This window comes from Microbacterium sp. NPDC056736 (assembly GCF_042790415.1).
Classification (GTDB): domain Bacteria; phylum Actinomycetota; class Actinomycetes; order Actinomycetales; family Microbacteriaceae; genus Microbacterium.
In genome coordinates this window covers 799,947-818,745 of record NZ_JBHTZE010000001.1, presented here as the reverse complement: position 1 = coordinate 818,745, position 18,799 = coordinate 799,947, and the positions used below count along the sequence as shown (strand labels likewise).

The following is an 18,799-nucleotide window of genomic DNA, read 5'->3' as shown; positions in this document are numbered from 1 at the left end:
CCTCAGAGACCGAGCCGCGAGAGGAAGTCGTTGCCGAACACGCCTCGCGGGTCGAGGCGGCGGCGCAGCGCCGCGAAGTCGTCCCAGCGGCGATAGAGGCGCGGCATCCGCTCGGCCGCCCCGTCGAGCGTGAAGAGCTTGCCCCAGTGCGGGCGCGCATCCAGGGGCTCCAGGGCACGCTCGATGACGGGCAGCAGCCGCTCGACGCCGGGCTGGTCGGGCTGCCAGGTGAAGTGGATGCCGAGGACGTCGGTCTCGTACGCGGGAGACAGCCACAGGTCGTCGCTCGCGACGGTGCGCAGCTCGCACACCTGCAGCAGCGGCGCGACCTGGCCGGCGAGGTCGCGCATCGCCGCGATCGCCGCGATGGCGTTGCGCCGGGGCACGAGGAACTCGGACTGCAGCTCCTCGCCGTTGGACGGCGTGAACTCGAGCTTGAAGTGCGGCAGCCGGGCGTACCACTCCCCCGGGGCGCCGAGCTGCTCGGTGCAGCTCTCGGCCGATACGCCGGGGAGCGGATGCCGCTTGCCCGGCGCCTTCGGGGCGCCCAGGATCTCGTCGGGGAGTGCGCCGGCCTGATCGGCCCGACGCTTCACCCACAGCTGGTCGACGGTGCCGGGATCGCGCCACGTGTGGAACATCGACACGCTGTAGCCCAGGCCGGTGATCGCGTCCAGGTCCTCGAGCACGGCATCCAGCGGCAGGCGCTCGTAGACGGTCTGCGCGACCTCGAACGTCGGCACCAGATCGAGCTCGAGCGCCGTCACGATGCCGAGCGCACCCAGTGAGACGACGACGCCGTCGAAGTCGGCGTCGCCCCGCCGGAACGTGCGCAGCTCGCCGTCGGCGGTCATGAGCTCGACGCCCGCGACGGCCGCCGCAAGGGAGGCGACGGCGTCGCCCGAGCCGTGCGTTCCCGTCGCGACGGCTCCGGCGAGCGAGATGTGCGGCAGGGACGCGAGGTTGGCCAGCGCCCATCCCTCGCGGTGAAGCGCCGGCGCGATGTCGCCGTACCGCAGGCCGGCCGCGGCGCGCACGACACCGCGCTCGGCGTCGATGCTCACCTCGGCGGGGAGGTCGCCGAGGAAGACGTGCACACCGTCGGTGTCGGCGATCGTGTTGAAGCAGTGGCGACTGCCGAGGGCCTTCACGCGGTCGGCCGAGCGCACCACCTCGGCGAGCTCGTCGACGGACCGCGGTGCGACGATCCGCGACGGCCCGTAGACCACGTTCGATGCCCAGTTGCGGGTCAGGTCCGGCCGAGCGGTCGTCATCGCGCCACCCCATCGGCCGGCGCCTCGAAGGGCGAGGGCCCGAGCTCGTCGAGGAGGTCCTTCATCTTCGCGTAGGCGCGGTTGCGGTAGGCCACCAGCTCGGGGATGCGCGCGGGGTCGATCTCGCGGAACCCGGCACCGGACTTGGTGCCCAGCTCGCCGCGCTCGATCCGCTCGGCGAGGATCGGGGGCGTGGCGAACCGCTCGGGGAAGTCACCCTGCAGCGAGGCGTAGCAGAACGCGTAGACGTCCAGACCCGCCATGTCGGCGATGGCGAACGGACCGAAGAAAGGCAGCCGGAACCCGAAGGTCGACCGGACGATGGCATCGATGTCCTCCGGCGTCGCGATGCCCTCGTCGACGAGCTGCGTCGCCTCGTGGAACAGGGCGTACTGCAGCCGGTTCAGCACGAAGCCGGTCGCATCCTTGACGCGCGCGCCGACCTTGCCGCACTGCGACAGCAGCTCTTCGGCGACGACGATCGCGCTCTCGGCGGTGGACGGGTGAGGGATGAGCTCGACACCCGGCACGAACGGCGCGGGGTTGGAGAAGTGCACGCCGAGGAACCGCTCCGGGTTCGCCACCGCCTCGGCGAGCTTCGTGATCGAGATGGTGGAGGTGTTGCTGCCGATGACGGCCTGCGCGTTGGCCTGCGAGATGCGCCGGAGCGTCTCGTGCTTGACCTCGATCCGCTCGGGCACCGCCTCTTCGATGAACTCGGCGTCGACGACGGCCTCCTCGATGCTCTGCGCGGCCGAGATGTGGCGCGCGACCAGCTCGGCGGCTCCTGCCGGGAAGAGACCCTGCTGCTCGAACTGCGCGGCCTCGGTGCGGACCCGATCGAGGTTGGATGCCGCGATCTCGGCGGTGACGTCCGAGAGCACGACGTCGTGGCCGGCCATCGCGAAGACCTGTGCCATCCCGCCACCCATGTAGCCACTGCCGACGACGGCGATACGGGTCATGAGCGGGCCTCCACGGTGTGCGGGTTCTGGGTGGTGTCTCCGGCGACGCCGGGCTGGTCGTAGGAGTCGATGGCGGCGACCTTCGCCGCCGACGACGAGGATGGGTCGAACCGATAGCCGAGCCACTCCGTCACGAGGCGCTTGGCGAGCTCGAGGCCGATGACGCGCTGCCCCATCGTCAGGACCTGCGCGTCGTTGCTGAGCACCGAGCGCTCCACCGAGTAGCTGTCGTGCGCGGTGACGGCGCGGATGCCCGGCACCTTGTTGGCCGAGATCGCCACACCGAGCCCGGTGCCGCAGATGAGCAGGGCACGGTCGGCGTCCCCGGCGGCCACGCGACGGGCGGCTTCGACGGCGACGTGCGGGTAGTCGGTGTGCTCGTCGCCCGCGACGCCCACGTCGGCGACCGAGGCGACCCGGGGGTCGGCCTCCAGCAGCGCCTTCAGGGCGGACTTGTACTCGTAACCGGCATCGTCGCTTCCGACGACGATGCGGAGGGTGTCGCTCATCGCTGTTCCTCTCGAAGGTTCTCTTGTGCGGATGCCTCGGCGATCGCCGTCGCGATGAGGGCGAGCGACGTCGCGCCGGCGTCGGGATGCCCCAGGCTCTTCTCGGCGAGCGGGCGCGCGCGACCGAGGGCGGGACGAAGGGCCGACGTGGCCGCGGCGGCGTCTGTCGCGGTCCGGGCGGCGGTCTGAAGCGCGACGGGCAGGCTCTCGCCGGCGTCGATCTGCTCGGCGAGCACTCGCGCGAACGGATCGAGGGCGTCGACCATCGTCTTGTCGCCCACGCTCGCGCCGCCGCGGGCGGTCACCGCGTCCAGCGCCGCTTGCGCTGCGCCGACGGCGGACGTGCGCGGGTCGGCGCCATCGCGGTCCAGCGCGGAGCCGATCGCGCGCAGCATCGCGCCCCACAGCGCGCCGGAGGTGCCCCCTGCCTTCTCGCTCCACGCCTCGCCCGCGGCATCCAGCATCGCCGCAAGGCCCGCGTCGGGGTCGGCCGCCTCGCATGCCGCGTCGACGCCGGTGCGCATGCCGACGCCGTGGTCGCCGTCCCCGGCGATCGCGTCGATGCGGCCGAGCTCGGCCTCGTGCTCGTGGATCGTGTCGCGTGCGGCCACGAGGCAGGCCCGGGCGACCGCGGCGGCGGACTTCGACCACGCGGAGGCATCGGAGCTGCTCGCGGCCTCGGTCGCGGCGCCCTCGTCCTCGTCCTCGGCGTCGGCAGCGGGGGCGATGACGACCGAGCCCTTGCGGTAGGCCGGCGTGTACGCGGGCGCGGCCCACAGCGCCTCGAGCTCGTCGTCGAGCCAGAAGAGGGTGACGGATGCCCCGGCCATGTCGAGGCTCGTCACGAGCTCGCCCACCTCCGGCTGCACCACGGTGATGCCCGCCGCGTCGAGCCGGGCGGCGACGTCGCCGTACAGGACGAAGAGCTCCTCGTATTTCACCGAGCCGAGGCCGTTCACGATCACGGCCACGCGATCGCCGCGCTCCTCGGGGACGTCCGCGAGGAGCGCGTCGACGAGCGTGCGGGCGAGGTCCTCCGACGTGGCGCGCGGCACGTCGCGGATGCCGGGCTCGCCGTGGATGCCGAGACCGATCGACATCATGCCGTCCGGGACGGTGAAGAGCGGCTCGTCGGCGCCCGGGAACGTGCAGCCGCTGAAGGCGACTCCGAGCGTGCGGGTGCGGTGGTTCGCGTGTCGGGCGAGGCGCTCGACGTCGTCGATCGAGTCGCCGCGCTCGGCGGCCGCGCCGGCGATCTTGAACACGACGAAGTCGCCCGCGATGCCGCGGCGCTTGTGCAGCTCGTCCTGCGGGGCGCTGGCGATGTCGTCGGTGCAGAGCACCGTGCGCGCGTCGATGCCCTGCTCGCGCAGGCGCTCCTGCGCCTCCCCGAAGTGCAGCACGTCGCCGGCGTAGTTGCCGAAGCTGAAGAGCACGCCGCCGCCGCGGTGCGCCGCCTTCGCGACGCGATAGGCCTGCCCTGCCGAGGGCGAGGTGAAGATGTTGCCGCACACCGCGCCCGCCGCCATCCCGGCTCCGACGACGCCGGCGAAGGCGGGGTAGTGCCCCGACCCGCCGCCCACGACGAGCGCGACCGAGCCGCGCGGTGCAGGAGCGGCGCGGACGACGCCGCCGTCGACGGCGCGGACCAGGTCGCCGTGCGCGGCGACGAAACCGGCGAGGGCCTGCGGAACGAACTCGGCCGGGTCGTTGGCGATGCGGGTCACGAGGCATCTCCGTCGTGGCGCGGCTGACGCACTCTGCTCTCGCCCCGCACGTAGCCGTCGCGCTTGGGGAGCACGTGCCGGCGCAGGTAATCGCGGTTGTCGGCGCACACGCTCAGCCCGTCGCCACCGTAGTTCTCCACGCAGATCACGCTTTGGAAGCCCTGCGCGATCGCGTACCGGAACGCGCGGCGGTAGTCGATGAGGCCGTACTGCATCGGCGCGGGCACCGCGAAGTACGTCCCGCGTGCCGTGTCCTCGTCGCGCGCGTAGTTCTTGACGTGCCAGAAGTTGGCGTAGGGCAGCGTCTTCTCGACGAGCTCCCACCACGACTCGATGGGCCGATGCAGTCGCACCAGATTCCCGATGTCGGGGTTGAGGCCGACATTGTCGAGACCGATCTCCTCTACCAGGCGCACCGCCGAGTCGGCGGTGCCGAGGAAGGTGTCCTCGTACATCTCGAGGGAGACCAGGATGCCGAGCTCCGCGGCGTGGCTGCCGAGCTCTCTCAGCCGGCTGACCGCGAGATTCCAGTCCGCGGGGTCGTCGACGTGGCCCTGCACCGTCCAGAACCAGAGCTCCTCCTGCTGCTGCGGAGTCAGCGCCTGGTGCAGGCCGAACGACACGGTCTCGATTCCGAGCGCGGCGGCGGCGTCGAGCGTGCGATGGCTGTAGGCGAGGTTCGCGTCGCCGTCGGCGCGATCGATGACGCTGCGCCGGATGGCCGAGATCGACGTCGGCACGACGCCCGCGCGCGCGGACGCGTCTTTCAGATCACGCAGGCCGCCGGCGGTCAGGTCCCCGACGCGCAGCCACGAGTCGGTGATGTCGACACGGTCGAACCCGGCATCGGCGATCTCGGTCAGGGTGACCGCCCATTCCTCGGCGCCCGCGTCGGTGACGCTGCGTCCGTCAGCGGTGGTGCCGGGGAAGGGAAGCGCGGCGGCCGCGATCGGCCAGTTCTCCGCAGTGAGGCCGGTCATGAGGCATCCTTGGCTCGCGATTTGTTCTAGGCAACAACAATTCTCAACGTTAGCGTGCCTTCGAGCGATGGCAAAGCGGTTCGTCGAACTGGGTTCCGTCAGAGCTCGCTCGCCGTCTCGGCTCCCGTGGTCGCCGGTCCGGGACATGCACAGGTGCGTCTGCGTCCTCTCGGGACGTAGCATGCCGTCAGGAAAGCATCGGGAACATCGGCGGTGTCGGCGAGGCGCTTCTCGTACCCTGCCGGCGACCGGCCCGACGCGCCGATGGTCGGAGGCAACTGTGCGGACAAGCGCGAAGAGCGGCTCCGCAGGCTTTCTCCCGATCCTGCGCTGGTTGCCTCGCTATGAACGGCGATGGCTGCGCGCGGACATCATCGCGGGAGTGGCCGTCGTGGCGATGATCGTGCCGAAGAACCTCGGGTATGCCGAGATCGCGGGCATCCCAGTTCAGAACGGTCTGTACGCTGCGGCGGCCGGGGCGATCGTCTACGCGCTGTTCTGCACGTCACGTCAGATCTCCACCGGTCCGAGCTCGGCGTTGGCAACGGTCGCCGGGGGTGTGGTGATCGTGACCGGTGTCACCGGCGGTGATGCAGCTCAGCTCGTCGCGGCGATCACGCTGGTGACCGGCATCCTGTTGCTGCTCCTGGCGCTCTTCCGGATGGGATGGATCGCCCAGTTCCTCTCGAAGGCCGTCGTCACCGGGTTCCTGGCGGGAGCCGCGATCGATGTGGTCGTGGGAGAGCTGCCCAAGCTGACCGGCACCTCGGGAGAGGGCGACAACGTGTGGCGGGAGTTCGCGTCGTGGATCGTCGGGCTCGGTGCCATCCACCTCCCGACGCTGGTGGTCGGCGCGGCAGCCCTCGCGGTGATCCTCGCGCTGCGCTTCTGGGCGCCCAAGATCCCCGGCGCGCTGGTGCTCGTCGTCGGCGGGCTCCTCGCATCCGCGCTGCTCAACCTGGGCGAGCGAGGAGTGACGCTGGTCGGCGACGTGCCGAGCGGGCTGCCCGTCCCGCAATTGCCGGACCTCGACATCGTCCTGGGGAACGTCCCGGAAATCATCATCGCGGCATTGGCGCTGCTGCTGATCGGGTTCTCTCAGACGGCAGGCGACGCCAGATCCTTCGCGACCCGGCACCGTTACCGCATCGATGTGAATCAGGAGGCGGTGGCCCAGGGTATGGCCAACGTCGGCGCCGGCCTCGTCCAAGGGATGCCGGTCTCGACGAGTCTGTCGGCCAGTTCGCTCAACGAATCCGCAGGTGCGCGCACACCCGTGGCGTCGCTCACCACCGGAACGCTGGTGATCCTGACGCTGCTCTTCCTCGCACCTGTCTTCTCAGAGCTGCCGAAGGCCGTGCTGGCCTCCATCATCATCGACGCGGTCGTGTTCGGGATGATCGACCTCAAGGAGTTCTCCCGGCTGCGGCGCGTGTCCAGATTCGACTTCTGGATCGCGGTGGCGGCCGTCGTGGGCGTGCTGTCCGCGGGCGTGCTCTTCGGGATCGTCATCGGGATCGCACTGTCGCTCGGGTGGCTCATCTACGTCTCGACACGGCCCGCCATGCCCCTGCTCGGCCGTGAGCCCGGCACCCAGGTCTTCCGCGACATCGACCTCAACCCCGCCGATGAGACCATCGCCGGTATCGCCGTGATACGTCTGGACGGCGGCCTGTTCTTCGCAACCGCCGAAGCGTTCGATGAACGCATCCGCAAGGTCATCTCCGGGGACCCGCTCCTCACCGCGCTGGTGATCGATCTGGAAGGCGTCGCCTTCGTGGATTCGCAGGGGGCAGCCAAACTCACCGAGCTCGTCGACCTGGCCGAAGCGGAGGGCGTCACGATGCGGCTGGCGCGAGTCAAGCCCCGCGTACGCGACGTACTCGAGGCCCAGGGCATCATCGATCGGATCGGCACTGACCACGTCCACGGCAACGTCCATCGGGCCGTCGGGGCGCAACTGTCCCAGAGCGCAGGCGACGAGACCCGTGGAAGCGGACTCTGACGCGTGACGCTTCGAGTGAGTCCAACTGTTCAGGCCCTGTGGCGTGGTGGTTCCAGCTCGTGTCATCCCGCTACGAGGAATGGGCCAGATCGAGACCGTCCGAGAAGGACGTCGATCTGGCCCAAACTGGCGGTGACGGTGGGATTTGAACCCACGGTAGGGGGTTACCCTACACAACTTTTCGAGAGTTGCACCTTCGGCCGCTCGGACACGTCACCGCCGACAAGCTTACGACACGCGGACGGATGCCGCGAATCGGTCCTGGCCGCCGCGCTCGCCGCCCGCCGCCCGCCGCCACATCGTCAGGCGGCGTCGAGGAACGCCCGGTGGTGGTACCCGTCGGGGTCGAGCACCGCGACGGTGGACTCGCCGACCTCGTGGAAGATGCCCGGCACATCGTTGAGCGGTTCGGACACGACGACCTGCGCGTGGTCGCCGAAGAGCGACAGGCGCTCGGCGTCGGGGTACATCGCGCGCAGCGTGGGGATGTCCGCCGAGTGGAAGAGCGTCCGCGAGCGCCCCTGCGACGAATAGCGGAACGCCCACAGCGTCGTCCCGTCCGAGACCGCGAGCGTGCCCTGCATCGGGAACGGCACGCCGGCCGCACGGCCGAGCTCCTCCACGCGGCGGATGGCCGCACCGACGGCCGTGATCGGGTCGTCGGCGAGTCCGTACGTCAGGGCGAGGTGGAACAGCACCTCGGAGTCCGTCGTCCCCTGTATGAGCGGGTACAGCGCGGGGTCGACGGCGAGCGTGAGGTCGCGCTTGATGAGGCCGAATCCCGAGATCGCGCCGTTGTGCATGAAGAGCCACTCGTCGTGGCGGAACGGGTGGCAGTTCGTCTGCTGGATGGGCGGTCCCGCGGCCGCGCGCACATGCGCGAAGAAAAGCGGGCTGAGGACGGCGCGGGTGATCTCGCGGAGGTTCTGATCGTTCCACGCCGGCTCGATGCTGCGGAAGACGAACGGATGCCTCGGGCTGGCGGCACCCGTCCCTCCGGTGTCCTGCGGGTACCAGCCGAAGCCGAAGCCGTCGCCGTTGACGGTCTCGGCTCCGAGCGGCGAATTCTGCGACATCGCCACCACCGAGTGCTGCGCGTCGAGGACGAGGGCGGCCGGCCGCAGCGGCTCCCCCGTGTAGGCCAGCCATCGGCACATCGCAGCTCCCGCGCGAGGTTCGAAGCGGCACCGGGTGGTGCTGTCGTCATCGTACGGCGCCGAGCCCCCGCGCACACGGGGTCGCGCGGACCGGCCGCCGTGTCGCCGGGCGGGTCTAGCGTGGGGGTCGTGACGCACGAGCAATCCGGGGCCGAGCAGACCGTCACCGATCCGATGTCGACGACGCAGCGGTTCGTGCTGTGGATCGCGATCCTCGGATCCTTCGTGGCCTTCCTCGACGGCACCATCGTCAACGTCGCCCTCCCCGCCATCAGCGACGAGCTCGGCGGCGGCCTCCGGACGCAGCAGTGGGTCGTCGACGCCTACCTCATCACTCTGGGCGCGCTGATCCTGGTCGCGGGGTCCGTGAGCGACGCCTACGGTCGCGTGCTGGTGCTCCGCATCGGGCTCATCGGCTTCGGCGTGGCATCCCTCGCGATCGCGGCCGCGCCGACGGCCGAGTTCCTGATCGTCGCGCGAGCGGTGCAGGGTGCCGCGGGCGCGTTCCTCGTGCCGAGCTCGCTCGCGCTCATCACGTCGAACTTCTCCGGCGGGGCGCAGGGCCGCGCCATCGGCATCTGGACGGCGATGACGACCTCGGCGATGATCGTCGGCCCCCTCATCGGAGGCCTCCTGGTCGACCTGGCGTCGTGGCGGCTGGCGTTCCTCATCAACGTGTTCCCGATCGGCGCGACGCTGGTGCTGCTCGCGCGGGGCGGCTTCCGTGACACCCGACAGCCGGATGCCTCGATCGACTGGCTCGGCGCCGCCCTGTGCACCCTCGGCCTCGGCGGCATGGTCTACGCGCTCATCGAGCAGCCCCACCTGGGCTGGTCGTCTCCCGCTATCTGGGTGCCGCTGCTGCTCGGCGCAGTGCTGTTCGCGCTGTTCATCCTGCGCCAGCGGCGGGTGCGCAGCCCGATCCTGCCGCTGGACCTCTTCCGGGTCCGCAACTTCTCGGCGGGCAACATCGCGACGACGTTCATCTACGGCGCCCTCGCCCTCAACGGCATGGTCGTGGTGGTCTACCTGCAAGAGGGCGCCGGCCTCTCCGCCACGCTCGCGGGGCTCGCGAGCCTGCCCACGACGATCCTCCTCATCCTCTTCAGCTCCCGCGTGGGCACGCTCAGCGGCCGGTGGGGTCCGCGCTTGTTCATGACCGTCGGCCCGATCACGATGGGCGCCGGCGCCCTGCTCCTGCTCACCGTGAGCACGGACTTCTCCTACTGGTGGCAGGTGCTTCCGAGCATGGTCGTCCTGGGCGCGGGACTGGCGCTCACGGTGGCGCCGCTGACGTCGGCGATCCTGGGCTCGATCGGACCGGAGCGCTCCGGCATCGCATCCGCGGTCAACAACGCCGTCGCCCGCGTCGCAGGCCTCATCGCGATCGCCCTGCTCGCCACGATCGTCGGCGGCGCGCTCGACCTCGACGGCTTCCACCGCGCGGCGATCGTCACGGCCGCTCTCATGATCGCGGGCGGGATCACCTCGTTCCTCGGCATCCGCAATCCCGAGACCGCCGCCGACACACCGCCCGCGTGACGGGCGACGGATGCCGCGACCCGGCCGGGCCGCGGCATCCGCTCGCCGTCGCCATACTCACGGCCACCGGCGCTGGCCGCACCGCGTCCCGCACTGCCAGACTGGCGGCATGGCTGTGATCGAGAACTCGAAAGTCACCATCGTCGGAGCCGGCAGCGTGGGGTCCAGCGCGGCGTACGCGGCGCTGATCCGGGGGTCCGCGCGGCACGTCGCGCTCTACGACATCGCGACCGAGAAGGTCGAGGCCGAGGTGCTCGACCTCGCCCACGGGACGCAGTTCACCGGCTCGAGCGACATCGTCGGCGGCAGCGACCTGTCGGTCGTCGAGGGCTCGCACGTCGTGGTCATCACGGCCGGCGCCAAGCAGCACCCGGGGCAGACCCGCATCGAACTCGCCGGCGTGAACGCCGGGATCATGCAGAAGATGATGCCGCAGCTGCTCGAGGCGGCCCCGAACGCGATCTATGTCATCGTCACCAATCCGTGCGACGTGCTCACCGTGCTCGCGCAGGAGGACACCGGCCTGCCGCCCGAGCGCATCTTCGCCTCCGGCACGGTGCTCGACACCTCGCGCCTGCGGTGGAAGCTCGCCGAGCGCGCCGGCGTCTCCACCTCGAGCGTGCACGCCTACATCGTCGGCGAGCACGGCGACACCGAGTTCCCGCTGTGGTCCAAGGCGACGATCGGCACCGTGCCGATCCTGGATTGGGTCACCCCTCGAGGCGATCGCATGACCGTCGAAGAGCTCGACCGCATCGCCGTCGACGTCCGCGACGCCGCCTACAAGGTCATCCAGGGCAAGGGTGCGACGAACTACGCCATCGGCCTGTCCAGCGCCCGCATCATCGAGGCGATCCTCAACGACGAGCGCGCGGTCATGCCCGTGTCGACGGTGCTGAGCCGTTTCCACGGCGTCGACGGGGTGGCCCTGTCGGTGCCGTCGGTGGTGAGCGCGACCGGTGCGGTCCCGATCCGCGAGACGAGGTTCGACGACCGCGAGCTCGAGCTGTTCCACGCGTCCGCCGATGCGCTCAAGAAGGTGGCCGACTCGCTGCGCGCCTGACGAACCCCGGCCACGCGCGCCGGCGATGTCCCCGCGGGCGCCTACGCTGGGCCCATGCCCGCAGCCCGACGCCCGACGCAGACCGCGCCCTACCGCTGCACCGAATGCGGCTGGACGACGATCAAGTGGGTGGGGCGATGCGGCGAATGCCAGCAGTGGGGCACCGTCGTCGAGGCGGCCGAGCAGACCGGCATCCTCCGCTCGATCACACCGGTCTCGCCCGGCGCGGCCCGCGCCGCGCAGCCCATCACCCGCATCGACACGTCAGACGCGCCGCGCCGCACGACCGGGGTCGGTGAGTTCGACCGGGTGCTCGGCGGCGGCCTCGTTCCGGGTGCGGCGATCCTGCTCTCCGGCGAGCCGGGCGTCGGCAAGTCGACGCTGCTTCTCGAGGTGGCGGCGCAGTCCGCCCGCGAAGGGCGCCGCGTGCTCTACGCGAGCGCGGAGGAGTCGACGGCTCAGGTGCGCCTGCGCGCCGAGCGCACCGGCGCGCTCCACGACGAGCTGTACCTCGCGAGCGAGACCGACCTTGCGACCATCCTCGGCCACGTCGACGACGTCGCCCCCGACCTGCTGATCGTCGACTCCGTGCAGACGGTGTCGTCGGCCCTGTCCGAGGGCATGGCGGGGCATCCGTCGCAGGTGCGCGAGGTGGCGGCGACGCTCATCCGGGTCGCGAAGGAGCGCGGGATCCCCACGATCATCGTGGGCCACGTCACCAAGGACGGCTCGATCGCGGGGCCCCGCATCCTGGAGCACCTGGTCGACGTCGTGTGCCAGTTCGAGGGCGACCGGCAGACGTCGCTGCGGTTCGTGCGCGCGCTCAAGAACCGCTTCGGCCCGACGGACGAGGTCGGATGCTTCGACATGACCGGCGCGGGCATCGCCGAGGTCCCCGACCCCAGCGCCCTGTTCCTCGGCCACGGCAGCACCGAGCCCGGCACGTGCGTCTCGATCGCCTTGGAGGGCCGGCGCGCGCTGCCCGTCGAGGTGCAGGCGCTGACGATCGACAGCAAGTCGGGCAACCCGCGGCGCATCGTGAACGGGGTCGACGCCGCGCGCGTGGCGACCGTGCTGGCGGTGCTCGAGAAGCGGATGAAGATCAAGACCTCGGATCAGGACGTGTACGTCTCGACGGTCGGCGGAGTGAGATTCGCCGAACCGGCGGCCGACCTCGCGATCGCGCTCGCCGTGGCCAGCGCGGTCGAAGGATGGACGATTCCCCGCCATATCGCCGTGGTCGGCGAGCTGAGCCTGGCGGGCGAGGTGCGGCCCGTCACCCAGGCGACGCAACGGCGCAGCGAAGGCGCGCGTCTCGGGTACCGAGACGTGATCGACCACCGCTCGGGCTCGCTGGGTGGCGCCGTCAGCGACGTGCGGACGCGGTCCAAGGGCCGGCCGGGCGAAGACGTCCCCGAGTTCTGAGGCTCGGCCGGTCCCCTCAGCGCTGGAGCCTGCCGGGCGAAGACGTCCTCGGGTCCCGCGGCGTGCGGCCGGTCCCCTCAGCGACCCCGGGGCCGGCGTCGACGCCCAGGGTCGGCGTACCCGAGCACGATGGGGATCACCAGTCCGGCCGCGCACACGATTCCGACGAGCAGGAATTCCACCCGGCGAGTCTGCCCGCTCATCCCCGTCGACGCAAACCCCTCCCCCGGAGCTGCCGTCTGCTGTCGCGCGGGCGCGTCCCCCGGCGGATCACCGGGGGTTTGGGGCGCACCGCGGTCGTTCGGGGCGCACGGGGCGCGCCCCAGACGGGCGCGACGCGCCCCAAGCCCGATGAAGCTCGGCGCTGTCGCGCGGGCACCCACCCGGCGGATCACCGGGGGTTTGGGGCGCACCGCTGTCGTTCGGGGCGCACGGGGCACGCCCCAGACGGGCGCGACGCGCCCCAAACCCGGGGACGCTGGGTGCTGGGCGCGTCAGGCGTCGAGCGCGGCGATGAGGTCGGCGGGTGAGGCCTGCAGCGGGTGGGGTCCGGCGATGTCGAAGAAGACCGTGGTGATCTCGGCCTCGTGCGCGCCGAGGAACGCGCGCAGCCACGCCGGCGACTGCAGCGCGACGCCGGGCGGCAGGCTCGCGGGCTTGTGCGCGGCATCGCTGAACAGCAGCAGGGCCACGTCGCCGGTGTCGGGGTCGCGGTACGTCCACACCTCGCCGACGTCGAGCGGGTTGTCGCGCTGCCCCGGACGCATGAGCGGGACGACGGTGGGGCCATGGCGCAGCGCGAACGCGACCGCCGCCATGTCCTGCGTCTGGAGCGCATCGCTCAGCTGGGTGTTGCGGAACTCCAGCGGCTCCTTCGCCTTCTTCGCCCGCTTCTTGCCTGCCACCCCTCCAGCGTAGCTTCGGCCTGGACGGCCTTCCCTCCGCCGCCCCAGCGGCCACCGGAGCAGGAACCCTCAGGCGAGGAAGCCCCGCAGCAGGGCCTCCGAGCCGGCGAGGTGTTCGAGGATCGCCGCCTCCGCGGCATCCGCTCTCCCCGCGAGGATGGCGGTCACGATGTGCTCGTGCTGGGCGTTGGAGTGCTCGATGTTGCGCGGAAGCAGCGGGAAGGTGTCGAGCCACTCGTTGACCTTCGCGCGGTTCTCGGCGGCGAGCGCGACGAGCGACGGAATGCCGGCGAGCTCGGCGATCGTCAAGTGCAGCAGCGTGTCGAGCCTGCGGTAGTCCGTGGCGGATGCCTCGGCCACGGCCTCGTACCTCGCCCACAGCACGTCGCGCGCCGACGCGTCGAGCGTCCGGCCGGCGGCGGCGCGGGCTGCGCCGGCCTCGAGCACGCGCCGGAGCCCGAGGACGTCCTCGAACTCGGCGGCGGTCACGTCCCGCGGGTGCGGGGGCTGCGGAAGGGGGTCGGCGACGAACGTGCCGCCGTAGCGGCCGCGCCGTCGCACGAGATAGCCGGTGTCGGCGAGCTCGCGGATCGCCTCGCGGACGGTGTCGCGGCTGACGGCGTAGAGAACGGCGAGCTCACGCTCCGACGGCAGCGACTCCCCGGGGGCCACCACGCCGAGCCGGATGGTCTGCGCGATGCGCGCGACCGTGTCCTCGAGGGCGTTGCCCTCGCGCACCGGCCGGTACACGGCCTTGCGCACCTCGTGCAGCGGCGGGTCGGTCACAGCCCCTCGCCTCTCCGCCGTACCGTTCGCAGGACGGATCCCGCCGAACCCGCGCGACACGCCGAGTTCCGCCTCGGTTCGGGCGGTCGGTCCTGCACACGGTACGGGCAAGGCATCGGAAGGGTCCTCACAGCGGCGTCACGTAGGCGTTGGTGATGCCGCCGTCGACGACGAACGCGGTCGCTGTGATGAACGAGGCGTCGTCCGAGGCGAGGAACGCGACGGCGGCGGCGAGCTCCTCCGGCTCGGCGAACCGGCCCATCGGCACGTGGACGAGGCGGCGCTGCGCGCGCTCGGGGTCCTTCGCGAAGAGCTCCTGCAGCAGCGGGGTGTTCACCGGTCCCGGGCACAGCGCGTTCACGCGGATCCCCTGACGCGCGAACTGCACGCCGAGCTCGCGGGTCAGGGCCAGCACGCCGCCCTTCGAGGCGGTGTACGAGATCTGCGACGTGGCCGATCCCAGCAGCGCGACGAACGACGCGGTGTTGATGATCGAGCCCCTGCCCGCCGGCACCATGTGCCGCAGGGCCGCACGCGAGCACAGGTAGACGCTCTTGAGGTTGACGTCCTGCACGCGGTCCCACGCGGGCAGCTCGGTCGTCTCGATCGAGTCGTCGTCGGCCGGTGAGATGCCGGCGTTGTTGAAGGCGATGTCGATGCCGCCGAACTCCGCGGCCACGCCGTCGAAGACGGTGTTCACCTGGGCCTCGTCAGCGACGTTCACCCCGCGGAAGACGCCGTCCACCTCAGCGGCGGCGGCCTCGCCGGACTCGGGATCGAGATCCGCGATCACGATGCGCGCGCCCTCGGCCGCGAACCGGCGCGCCGTCGCCAGGCCGATGCCCGACGCGCCGCCGGTGATGATGGCGACCCGGTCCTTGAGCCTCGCCGTCAGATCCATGCTGTTCCCTCTCAGTCCGTCGCGAAGAAGACGTTCTTGGTCTCGGTGAAGTGCTCGGCGGCGTCGGGGCCGAGTTCACGGCCGAGGCCCGACGCCTTCATGCCGCCGAACGGCGTCCAGTACCGCACCGAGGAGTGCGAGTTGACCGACAGCACGCCGCTCTTGACCCCGCGCGAGACGCGCACGGCGCGGCCGAGGTTCTCGGTCCAGATCGAGCCGGCGAGCCCGTAGATGGTGTCGTTGGCGAGCCGCACGGCGTCGGCCTCGTCGTCGAACGGCAGCACCGCGACCACCGGTCCGAAGACCTCCTCGCGCGCGATGCGGTCCCCGCGATCGGCGAGCACGACGGCCGGGGCGAACCAGAAGCCGTCGCCGTCGGGCGCCGACCCGCGGAAGGCGACGTCCGCGCCGTCGAGGAAGCCTTCGACGGTGGAGCGGTGGGATGCCGAGATCAGCGGCCCCATGTCGGTGCGCTCGTCACCCGGGTCGCCCACGCGCCACGCCTTCACCGCGGGCTCGAGCAGCTCGAGGAACCGGTCGTACGCGGAGTGCTCGACGAGGATGCGGCTGCGGGCGCAGCAGTCCTGGCCGGCATTGTCGAACACCGCGCCCGGCGCGCTGGCGGCCGCCTTCTCGAGATCGGCGTCGGCGAACACGATGTTGGCGCTCTTGCCGCCGAGCTCGAGGGTGACCGGCTTCAGCTCGCGCGCGCAGCCGGCCGCGACCTCGACGCCGACGGACGTCGACCCGGTGAAGACCACCTTGCGCACGTCCGGGTGCGACACGAAGCGCTGACCGACCACGGAGCCCGAGCCGGTGACCACCTCGAACAGCCCCGCCGGAAGCCCCGCCTCGAGCGCGAGCTCGCCGAGGCGGATCGCGGTCAGCGGGGTGAGCTCGGCGGGCTTGAGCACCACGGCGTTCCCGGCGGCGAGCGCGGGGGCGAACCCCCACGACGCGATCGTCATCGGGAAGTTCCAGGGCACGATGATGCCGACGACGCCGTACGGCTCGTGGAACGTCACGTCGAGTCCCCCGGCGACCGGGATCTGCTGGCCCGAGAGCCGCTCGGGCGCGCCGGCGTAGAAGTTCAGCACCTGCGCGACGTGCGACGCCTCCCACCGCGCCGAACCGATCGGATGCCCCGAATTCAGCACTTCGAGCTGCGCGAGCTCCTCGACATGGGCCTCCACCGTGCGAGCGAACGCACGCAGCGCGTCGGCCCGCGCCACGGGCGGCAGCGACGCCCACGAACGCTGGGCGGCGACGGCACGCGCGATCGCGGCATCCGTCTGCGCCTCGTCGGCACGGGCGATCTCGCGGATCGGCTGCCCGGTCGCGGGGTTGACGAGCGTGAACGTCCCACTCATGCGTGGACCTCCCGGGACGCGTAGACGGATGCCTCGGCCACGAGCCCCGCGAACAGCCGGCGGTCCTCCTGGTTCTGCTCGGGATGCCACTGCACCCCCAGGACGTAGCCGTCGCCGTCCGACTCGAACGCCTGGACCAGCCCGTCATCGGTGCGCGCGGTGACCACGAGGCCGTCGCCGAGCCGGTCGATGCCCTGGTGGTGGTAGCTGTGGACGTCCATCGGTCCCGCGCCGACGAGCGCCGAGAGCCGCGTGCCGTCGTCGACGTGCACCTCGTTGGTGGCGAAGACGCCGCCGCCGACGCGGTACCGCTCGGTGCCCAGCACCTCCGGGAGGTGCTGGTGCAGCGTCCCGCCGCGGGCGACGTTGACCAGCTGGAGGCCGCGGCAGATCGCGAGCACCGGCATCCGTCGCGCTTCGGCCCCGCGGAACAGCGCGAGCTCCCACGCGTCACGGTCCGGACGCGCCGGGTCGGTGGTCGGATGCCGCTCCGCGCCGTACAGCTCGGGCTGGACGTCGAGGCCGCCGGTCAGGATGAGACCGTCGAGGCCGTCCAGGACGGCTTCGGCGGCGTCTTCCACACGCACGCCGGTCGCGCTGCTGTGCTGCGGCGGCAGCAGGACCGCGATTCCACCCGAGGCGGTCACCGAGTCGAAGTACACCTGCGGCAGGAACGCCGCGCGCACGTCCCACACCCCCTGCGTGGCCTGCTCGAGATACGTCGTCAGGCCGATCACGGGGTTCTCAGAGGCGTTCGAAGCCACGCACCCTCTCCCAGTCGGTCACGGCGGCGTCGTAGGCCTCGACCTCGATGCGCGCCTGGTTCAGATAGTGCTCGACCATGTCATCGCCGAAGGCGGCGCGCGCGATGGCCGACTGGTCGAACAGCTGCGCGGCCTCGCGCAGCGTCGTCGGAAGGTGGTCGACCCCGGACGTGTACGCGTTGCCGGTGAGCGCGTCGGGCATCGGCAGCTCGTGCTCGATGCCGTGCAGGCCGCCCGCGATGATCGCCGCGATGCCGAGGTACGGGTTCACGTCGCCGCCCGGGACCCGGTTCTCCACCCGCAGCGAGGAGCCGTGGCCGATCACGCGCAGCGCGCAGGTGCGGTTGTCGAGGCCCCACGCGATCCCGGTGGGGGCGAACGAGCCCTTCGCGAACCGCTTGTACGAGTTGATGTTGGGCGCGTAGAGCAGCGTGAACTCGCGCAGGGTGGCCAGGATGCCGGCGATCCAGTGCTCCATCAGCGGACTGAAGCCGTGCCTCCCGTCGCCGGCCATGACGGGCTCTCCCGCCTCCGAGCGCACCGACAGGTGGATGTGGCAGCTGTTGCCCTCGCGCTCGTCGAACTTGGCCATGAACGTCAGCGCCTTGCCGTGGTGCTCGGCGATGGCCTTGGCGCCGTTCTTGTAGATGGCGTGCTGGTCGGCGGTCTCGAGCACCTCGGCGTAGCGGAAGGCGATCTCCTGCTGACCGAGGTTGCACTCCCCCTTGACGCCCTCGGTGTAGAGCCCGGCCCCGTCCATCGACAGGCGGATGTCGCGCAGCAGCGGCTCCAGGCGGCCCGAGGCGAGCAGGTCGTAGTCGACGTTGTAGTCGGTCGCAGGCGTGAGGCCGCGGTAGCCCTTGGCCCAGGCATCGCGGTACGTGTCGTCGAAGATGATGAACTCCAGCTCGGTGCCGGAGTAGGCGACGAGGCCGCGGTCGGCGAGGCGCTGCCGTTGGCGGTCGAGGATGTCGCGCGGCGACTGCACGACCGGGTCGCCACCCTCCCAGGTGAGGTCGGCCATCACCAGCGCCGAGCCCGGCAGCCACGGAATGAGGCGCAGCGTCGACGGGTCGGGGCGCAGCATCATGTCGCCGTAGCCGGTCTCCCAGCTCGACATCGCGTAGCCGTCGACGGTGTTCATGTCGACGTCGACGGACAGCAGGTAGTTGCAGGCCTCCGCCCCGTGGGGGAGCACCTCCTCCTGGAACAGCCGCGCTGAGACGCGCTTGCCCACCAGCCGCCCCTGCGCGTCGGCGAAGGCGACCACCACCGTGTCGATGTCGCCGCTCGCGATCCGGTCGTTCAACTGCTCGACGGTGAGGTTGCCCGGCATCCGTCCTCCTCAAGTCCCGACGTGCGACCAGTCGCGCACGCGACCATGCCCGGCCGCGGGCACGCGCTCACTCTAACGAAAATCGGATTC

At 71.2% G+C, this 18,799-nt stretch carries 16 protein-coding genes and 1 tRNA gene; 4 read left to right on the top strand and 13 right to left on the bottom strand.

The features are described 5' to 3' along the window. Nucleotides 1-2: 2 nt before the first annotated feature. The 5 genes from ACFRAL_RS03745 to ACFRAL_RS03725 are packed head-to-tail and all read right to left on the bottom strand — an operon-like array spanning nucleotide 3 to nucleotide 5,455. Entirely contained in the window at nucleotides 3-1,274 is a 1,272-nt protein-coding gene (locus ACFRAL_RS03745) for a D-arabinono-1,4-lactone oxidase (RefSeq protein ID WP_378879867.1), read from the bottom strand. Further along, nucleotides 1,271-2,239 (bottom strand): 3-hydroxyacyl-CoA dehydrogenase family protein, encoded by a 969-nt coding sequence (locus ACFRAL_RS03740; RefSeq protein ID WP_378879864.1) that lies wholly within the window; start codon nucleotides 2,237-2,239, stop codon nucleotides 1,271-1,273. Before ACFRAL_RS03740 ends, ACFRAL_RS03745 begins: the two co-directional genes overlap by 4 nt. Beyond that, nucleotides 2,236-2,748, bottom strand: coding sequence for a ribose-5-phosphate isomerase (locus tag ACFRAL_RS03735; protein ID WP_336393722.1), 513 nt, complete (start codon nucleotides 2,746-2,748; stop codon nucleotides 2,236-2,238). The genes ACFRAL_RS03740 and ACFRAL_RS03735 overlap by 4 nt, the downstream gene beginning before the upstream one ends. After that, nucleotides 2,745-4,475: a dihydroxyacetone kinase family protein gene (locus tag ACFRAL_RS03730; protein ID WP_378879862.1), complete on the bottom strand. Its 1,731-nt coding sequence runs from the start codon at nucleotides 4,473-4,475 to the stop codon at nucleotides 2,745-2,747. Before ACFRAL_RS03730 ends, ACFRAL_RS03735 begins: the two co-directional genes overlap by 4 nt. Beyond that, nucleotides 4,472-5,455 (bottom strand): sugar phosphate isomerase/epimerase family protein, encoded by a 984-nt coding sequence (locus tag ACFRAL_RS03725; RefSeq protein WP_378879859.1) that lies wholly within the window; start codon nucleotides 5,453-5,455, stop codon nucleotides 4,472-4,474. Before ACFRAL_RS03725 ends, ACFRAL_RS03730 begins: the two co-directional genes overlap by 4 nt. Before the next feature lie 181 nt (nucleotides 5,456-5,636). Between ACFRAL_RS03725 and ACFRAL_RS03720 the strand changes: the two genes are divergently transcribed. Next, a complete protein-coding gene (locus ACFRAL_RS03720; RefSeq protein ID WP_378879857.1) occupies nucleotides 5,637-7,460 on the top strand; it encodes a SulP family inorganic anion transporter in 1,824 nt (607 codons plus the stop codon). Between the two features lie 127 nt (nucleotides 7,461-7,587). Here the strand turns inward: ACFRAL_RS03720 and ACFRAL_RS03715 are convergent. After that, nucleotides 7,588-7,678: transfer RNA gene (locus ACFRAL_RS03715), tRNA-Ser, on the bottom strand. 84 nt (nucleotides 7,679-7,762) lie between these two features. Further along, complete coding sequence (locus ACFRAL_RS03710; protein ID WP_378879855.1) at nucleotides 7,763-8,617, bottom strand: class II glutamine amidotransferase; 855 nt, start codon at nucleotides 8,615-8,617, stop codon at nucleotides 7,763-7,765. 174 nt (nucleotides 8,618-8,791) lie between these two features. On the opposite strand from ACFRAL_RS03710, the gene ACFRAL_RS03705 reads away from it, so the two are divergent. The 3 genes from ACFRAL_RS03705 (at nucleotide 8,792) to radA (ending at nucleotide 12,647) form a co-directional block, all read left to right on the top strand. Beyond that, nucleotides 8,792-10,159, top strand: coding sequence for an MFS transporter (locus ACFRAL_RS03705; protein ID WP_378880230.1), 1,368 nt, complete (start codon nucleotides 8,792-8,794; stop codon nucleotides 10,157-10,159). A 109-nt stretch (nucleotides 10,160-10,268) separates the two neighbouring features. Further along, nucleotides 10,269-11,222 carry an L-lactate dehydrogenase gene (locus tag ACFRAL_RS03700; protein WP_378879853.1) on the top strand — a complete coding sequence of 318 codons (954 nt, stop codon included), beginning with the start codon at nucleotides 10,269-10,271 and terminating at the stop codon, nucleotides 11,220-11,222. 54 nt (nucleotides 11,223-11,276) lie between these two features. Next, nucleotides 11,277-12,647 (top strand): DNA repair protein RadA, encoded by a 1,371-nt coding sequence (gene radA, locus ACFRAL_RS03695; RefSeq protein ID WP_378879851.1) that lies wholly within the window; start codon nucleotides 11,277-11,279, stop codon nucleotides 12,645-12,647. Nucleotides 12,648-13,141: 494 nt separating this feature from the next. On the opposite strand, the gene ACFRAL_RS03690 is transcribed toward radA, so the two are convergent. From ACFRAL_RS03690 to ACFRAL_RS03665, 6 genes are all read right to left on the bottom strand, one after another. Then, the gene (locus tag ACFRAL_RS03690) at nucleotides 13,142-13,552 is read right to left on the bottom strand and encodes a dehydrogenase (protein WP_336393749.1); all 411 of its coding nucleotides are present in this window, start codon (nucleotides 13,550-13,552) and stop codon (nucleotides 13,142-13,144) included. 69 nt (nucleotides 13,553-13,621) lie between these two features. Next, the gene (locus tag ACFRAL_RS03685) at nucleotides 13,622-14,338 is read right to left on the bottom strand and encodes a GntR family transcriptional regulator (protein ID WP_336393750.1); all 717 of its coding nucleotides are present in this window, start codon (nucleotides 14,336-14,338) and stop codon (nucleotides 13,622-13,624) included. Nucleotides 14,339-14,465: 127 nt separating this feature from the next. Beyond that, a complete protein-coding gene (locus ACFRAL_RS03680) occupies nucleotides 14,466-15,239 on the bottom strand; it encodes a 3-oxoacyl-ACP reductase (protein ID WP_378879847.1) in 774 nt (257 codons plus the stop codon). Between the two features lie 11 nt (nucleotides 15,240-15,250). Beyond that, nucleotides 15,251-16,609, bottom strand: a complete 1,359-nt coding sequence (locus tag ACFRAL_RS03675; RefSeq protein ID WP_378879844.1) for an aldehyde dehydrogenase family protein — start codon at nucleotides 16,607-16,609, stop codon at nucleotides 15,251-15,253. Next, complete coding sequence (locus ACFRAL_RS03670; RefSeq protein WP_378879841.1) at nucleotides 16,606-17,373, bottom strand: gamma-glutamyl-gamma-aminobutyrate hydrolase family protein; 768 nt, start codon at nucleotides 17,371-17,373, stop codon at nucleotides 16,606-16,608. The genes ACFRAL_RS03675 and ACFRAL_RS03670 overlap by 4 nt, the downstream gene beginning before the upstream one ends. Further along, complete coding sequence (locus ACFRAL_RS03665; protein ID WP_378879838.1) at nucleotides 17,354-18,709, bottom strand: glutamine synthetase family protein; 1,356 nt, start codon at nucleotides 18,707-18,709, stop codon at nucleotides 17,354-17,356. The genes ACFRAL_RS03670 and ACFRAL_RS03665 overlap by 20 nt, the downstream gene beginning before the upstream one ends. Between the last annotated feature and the right edge of the window lie 90 nt (nucleotides 18,710-18,799).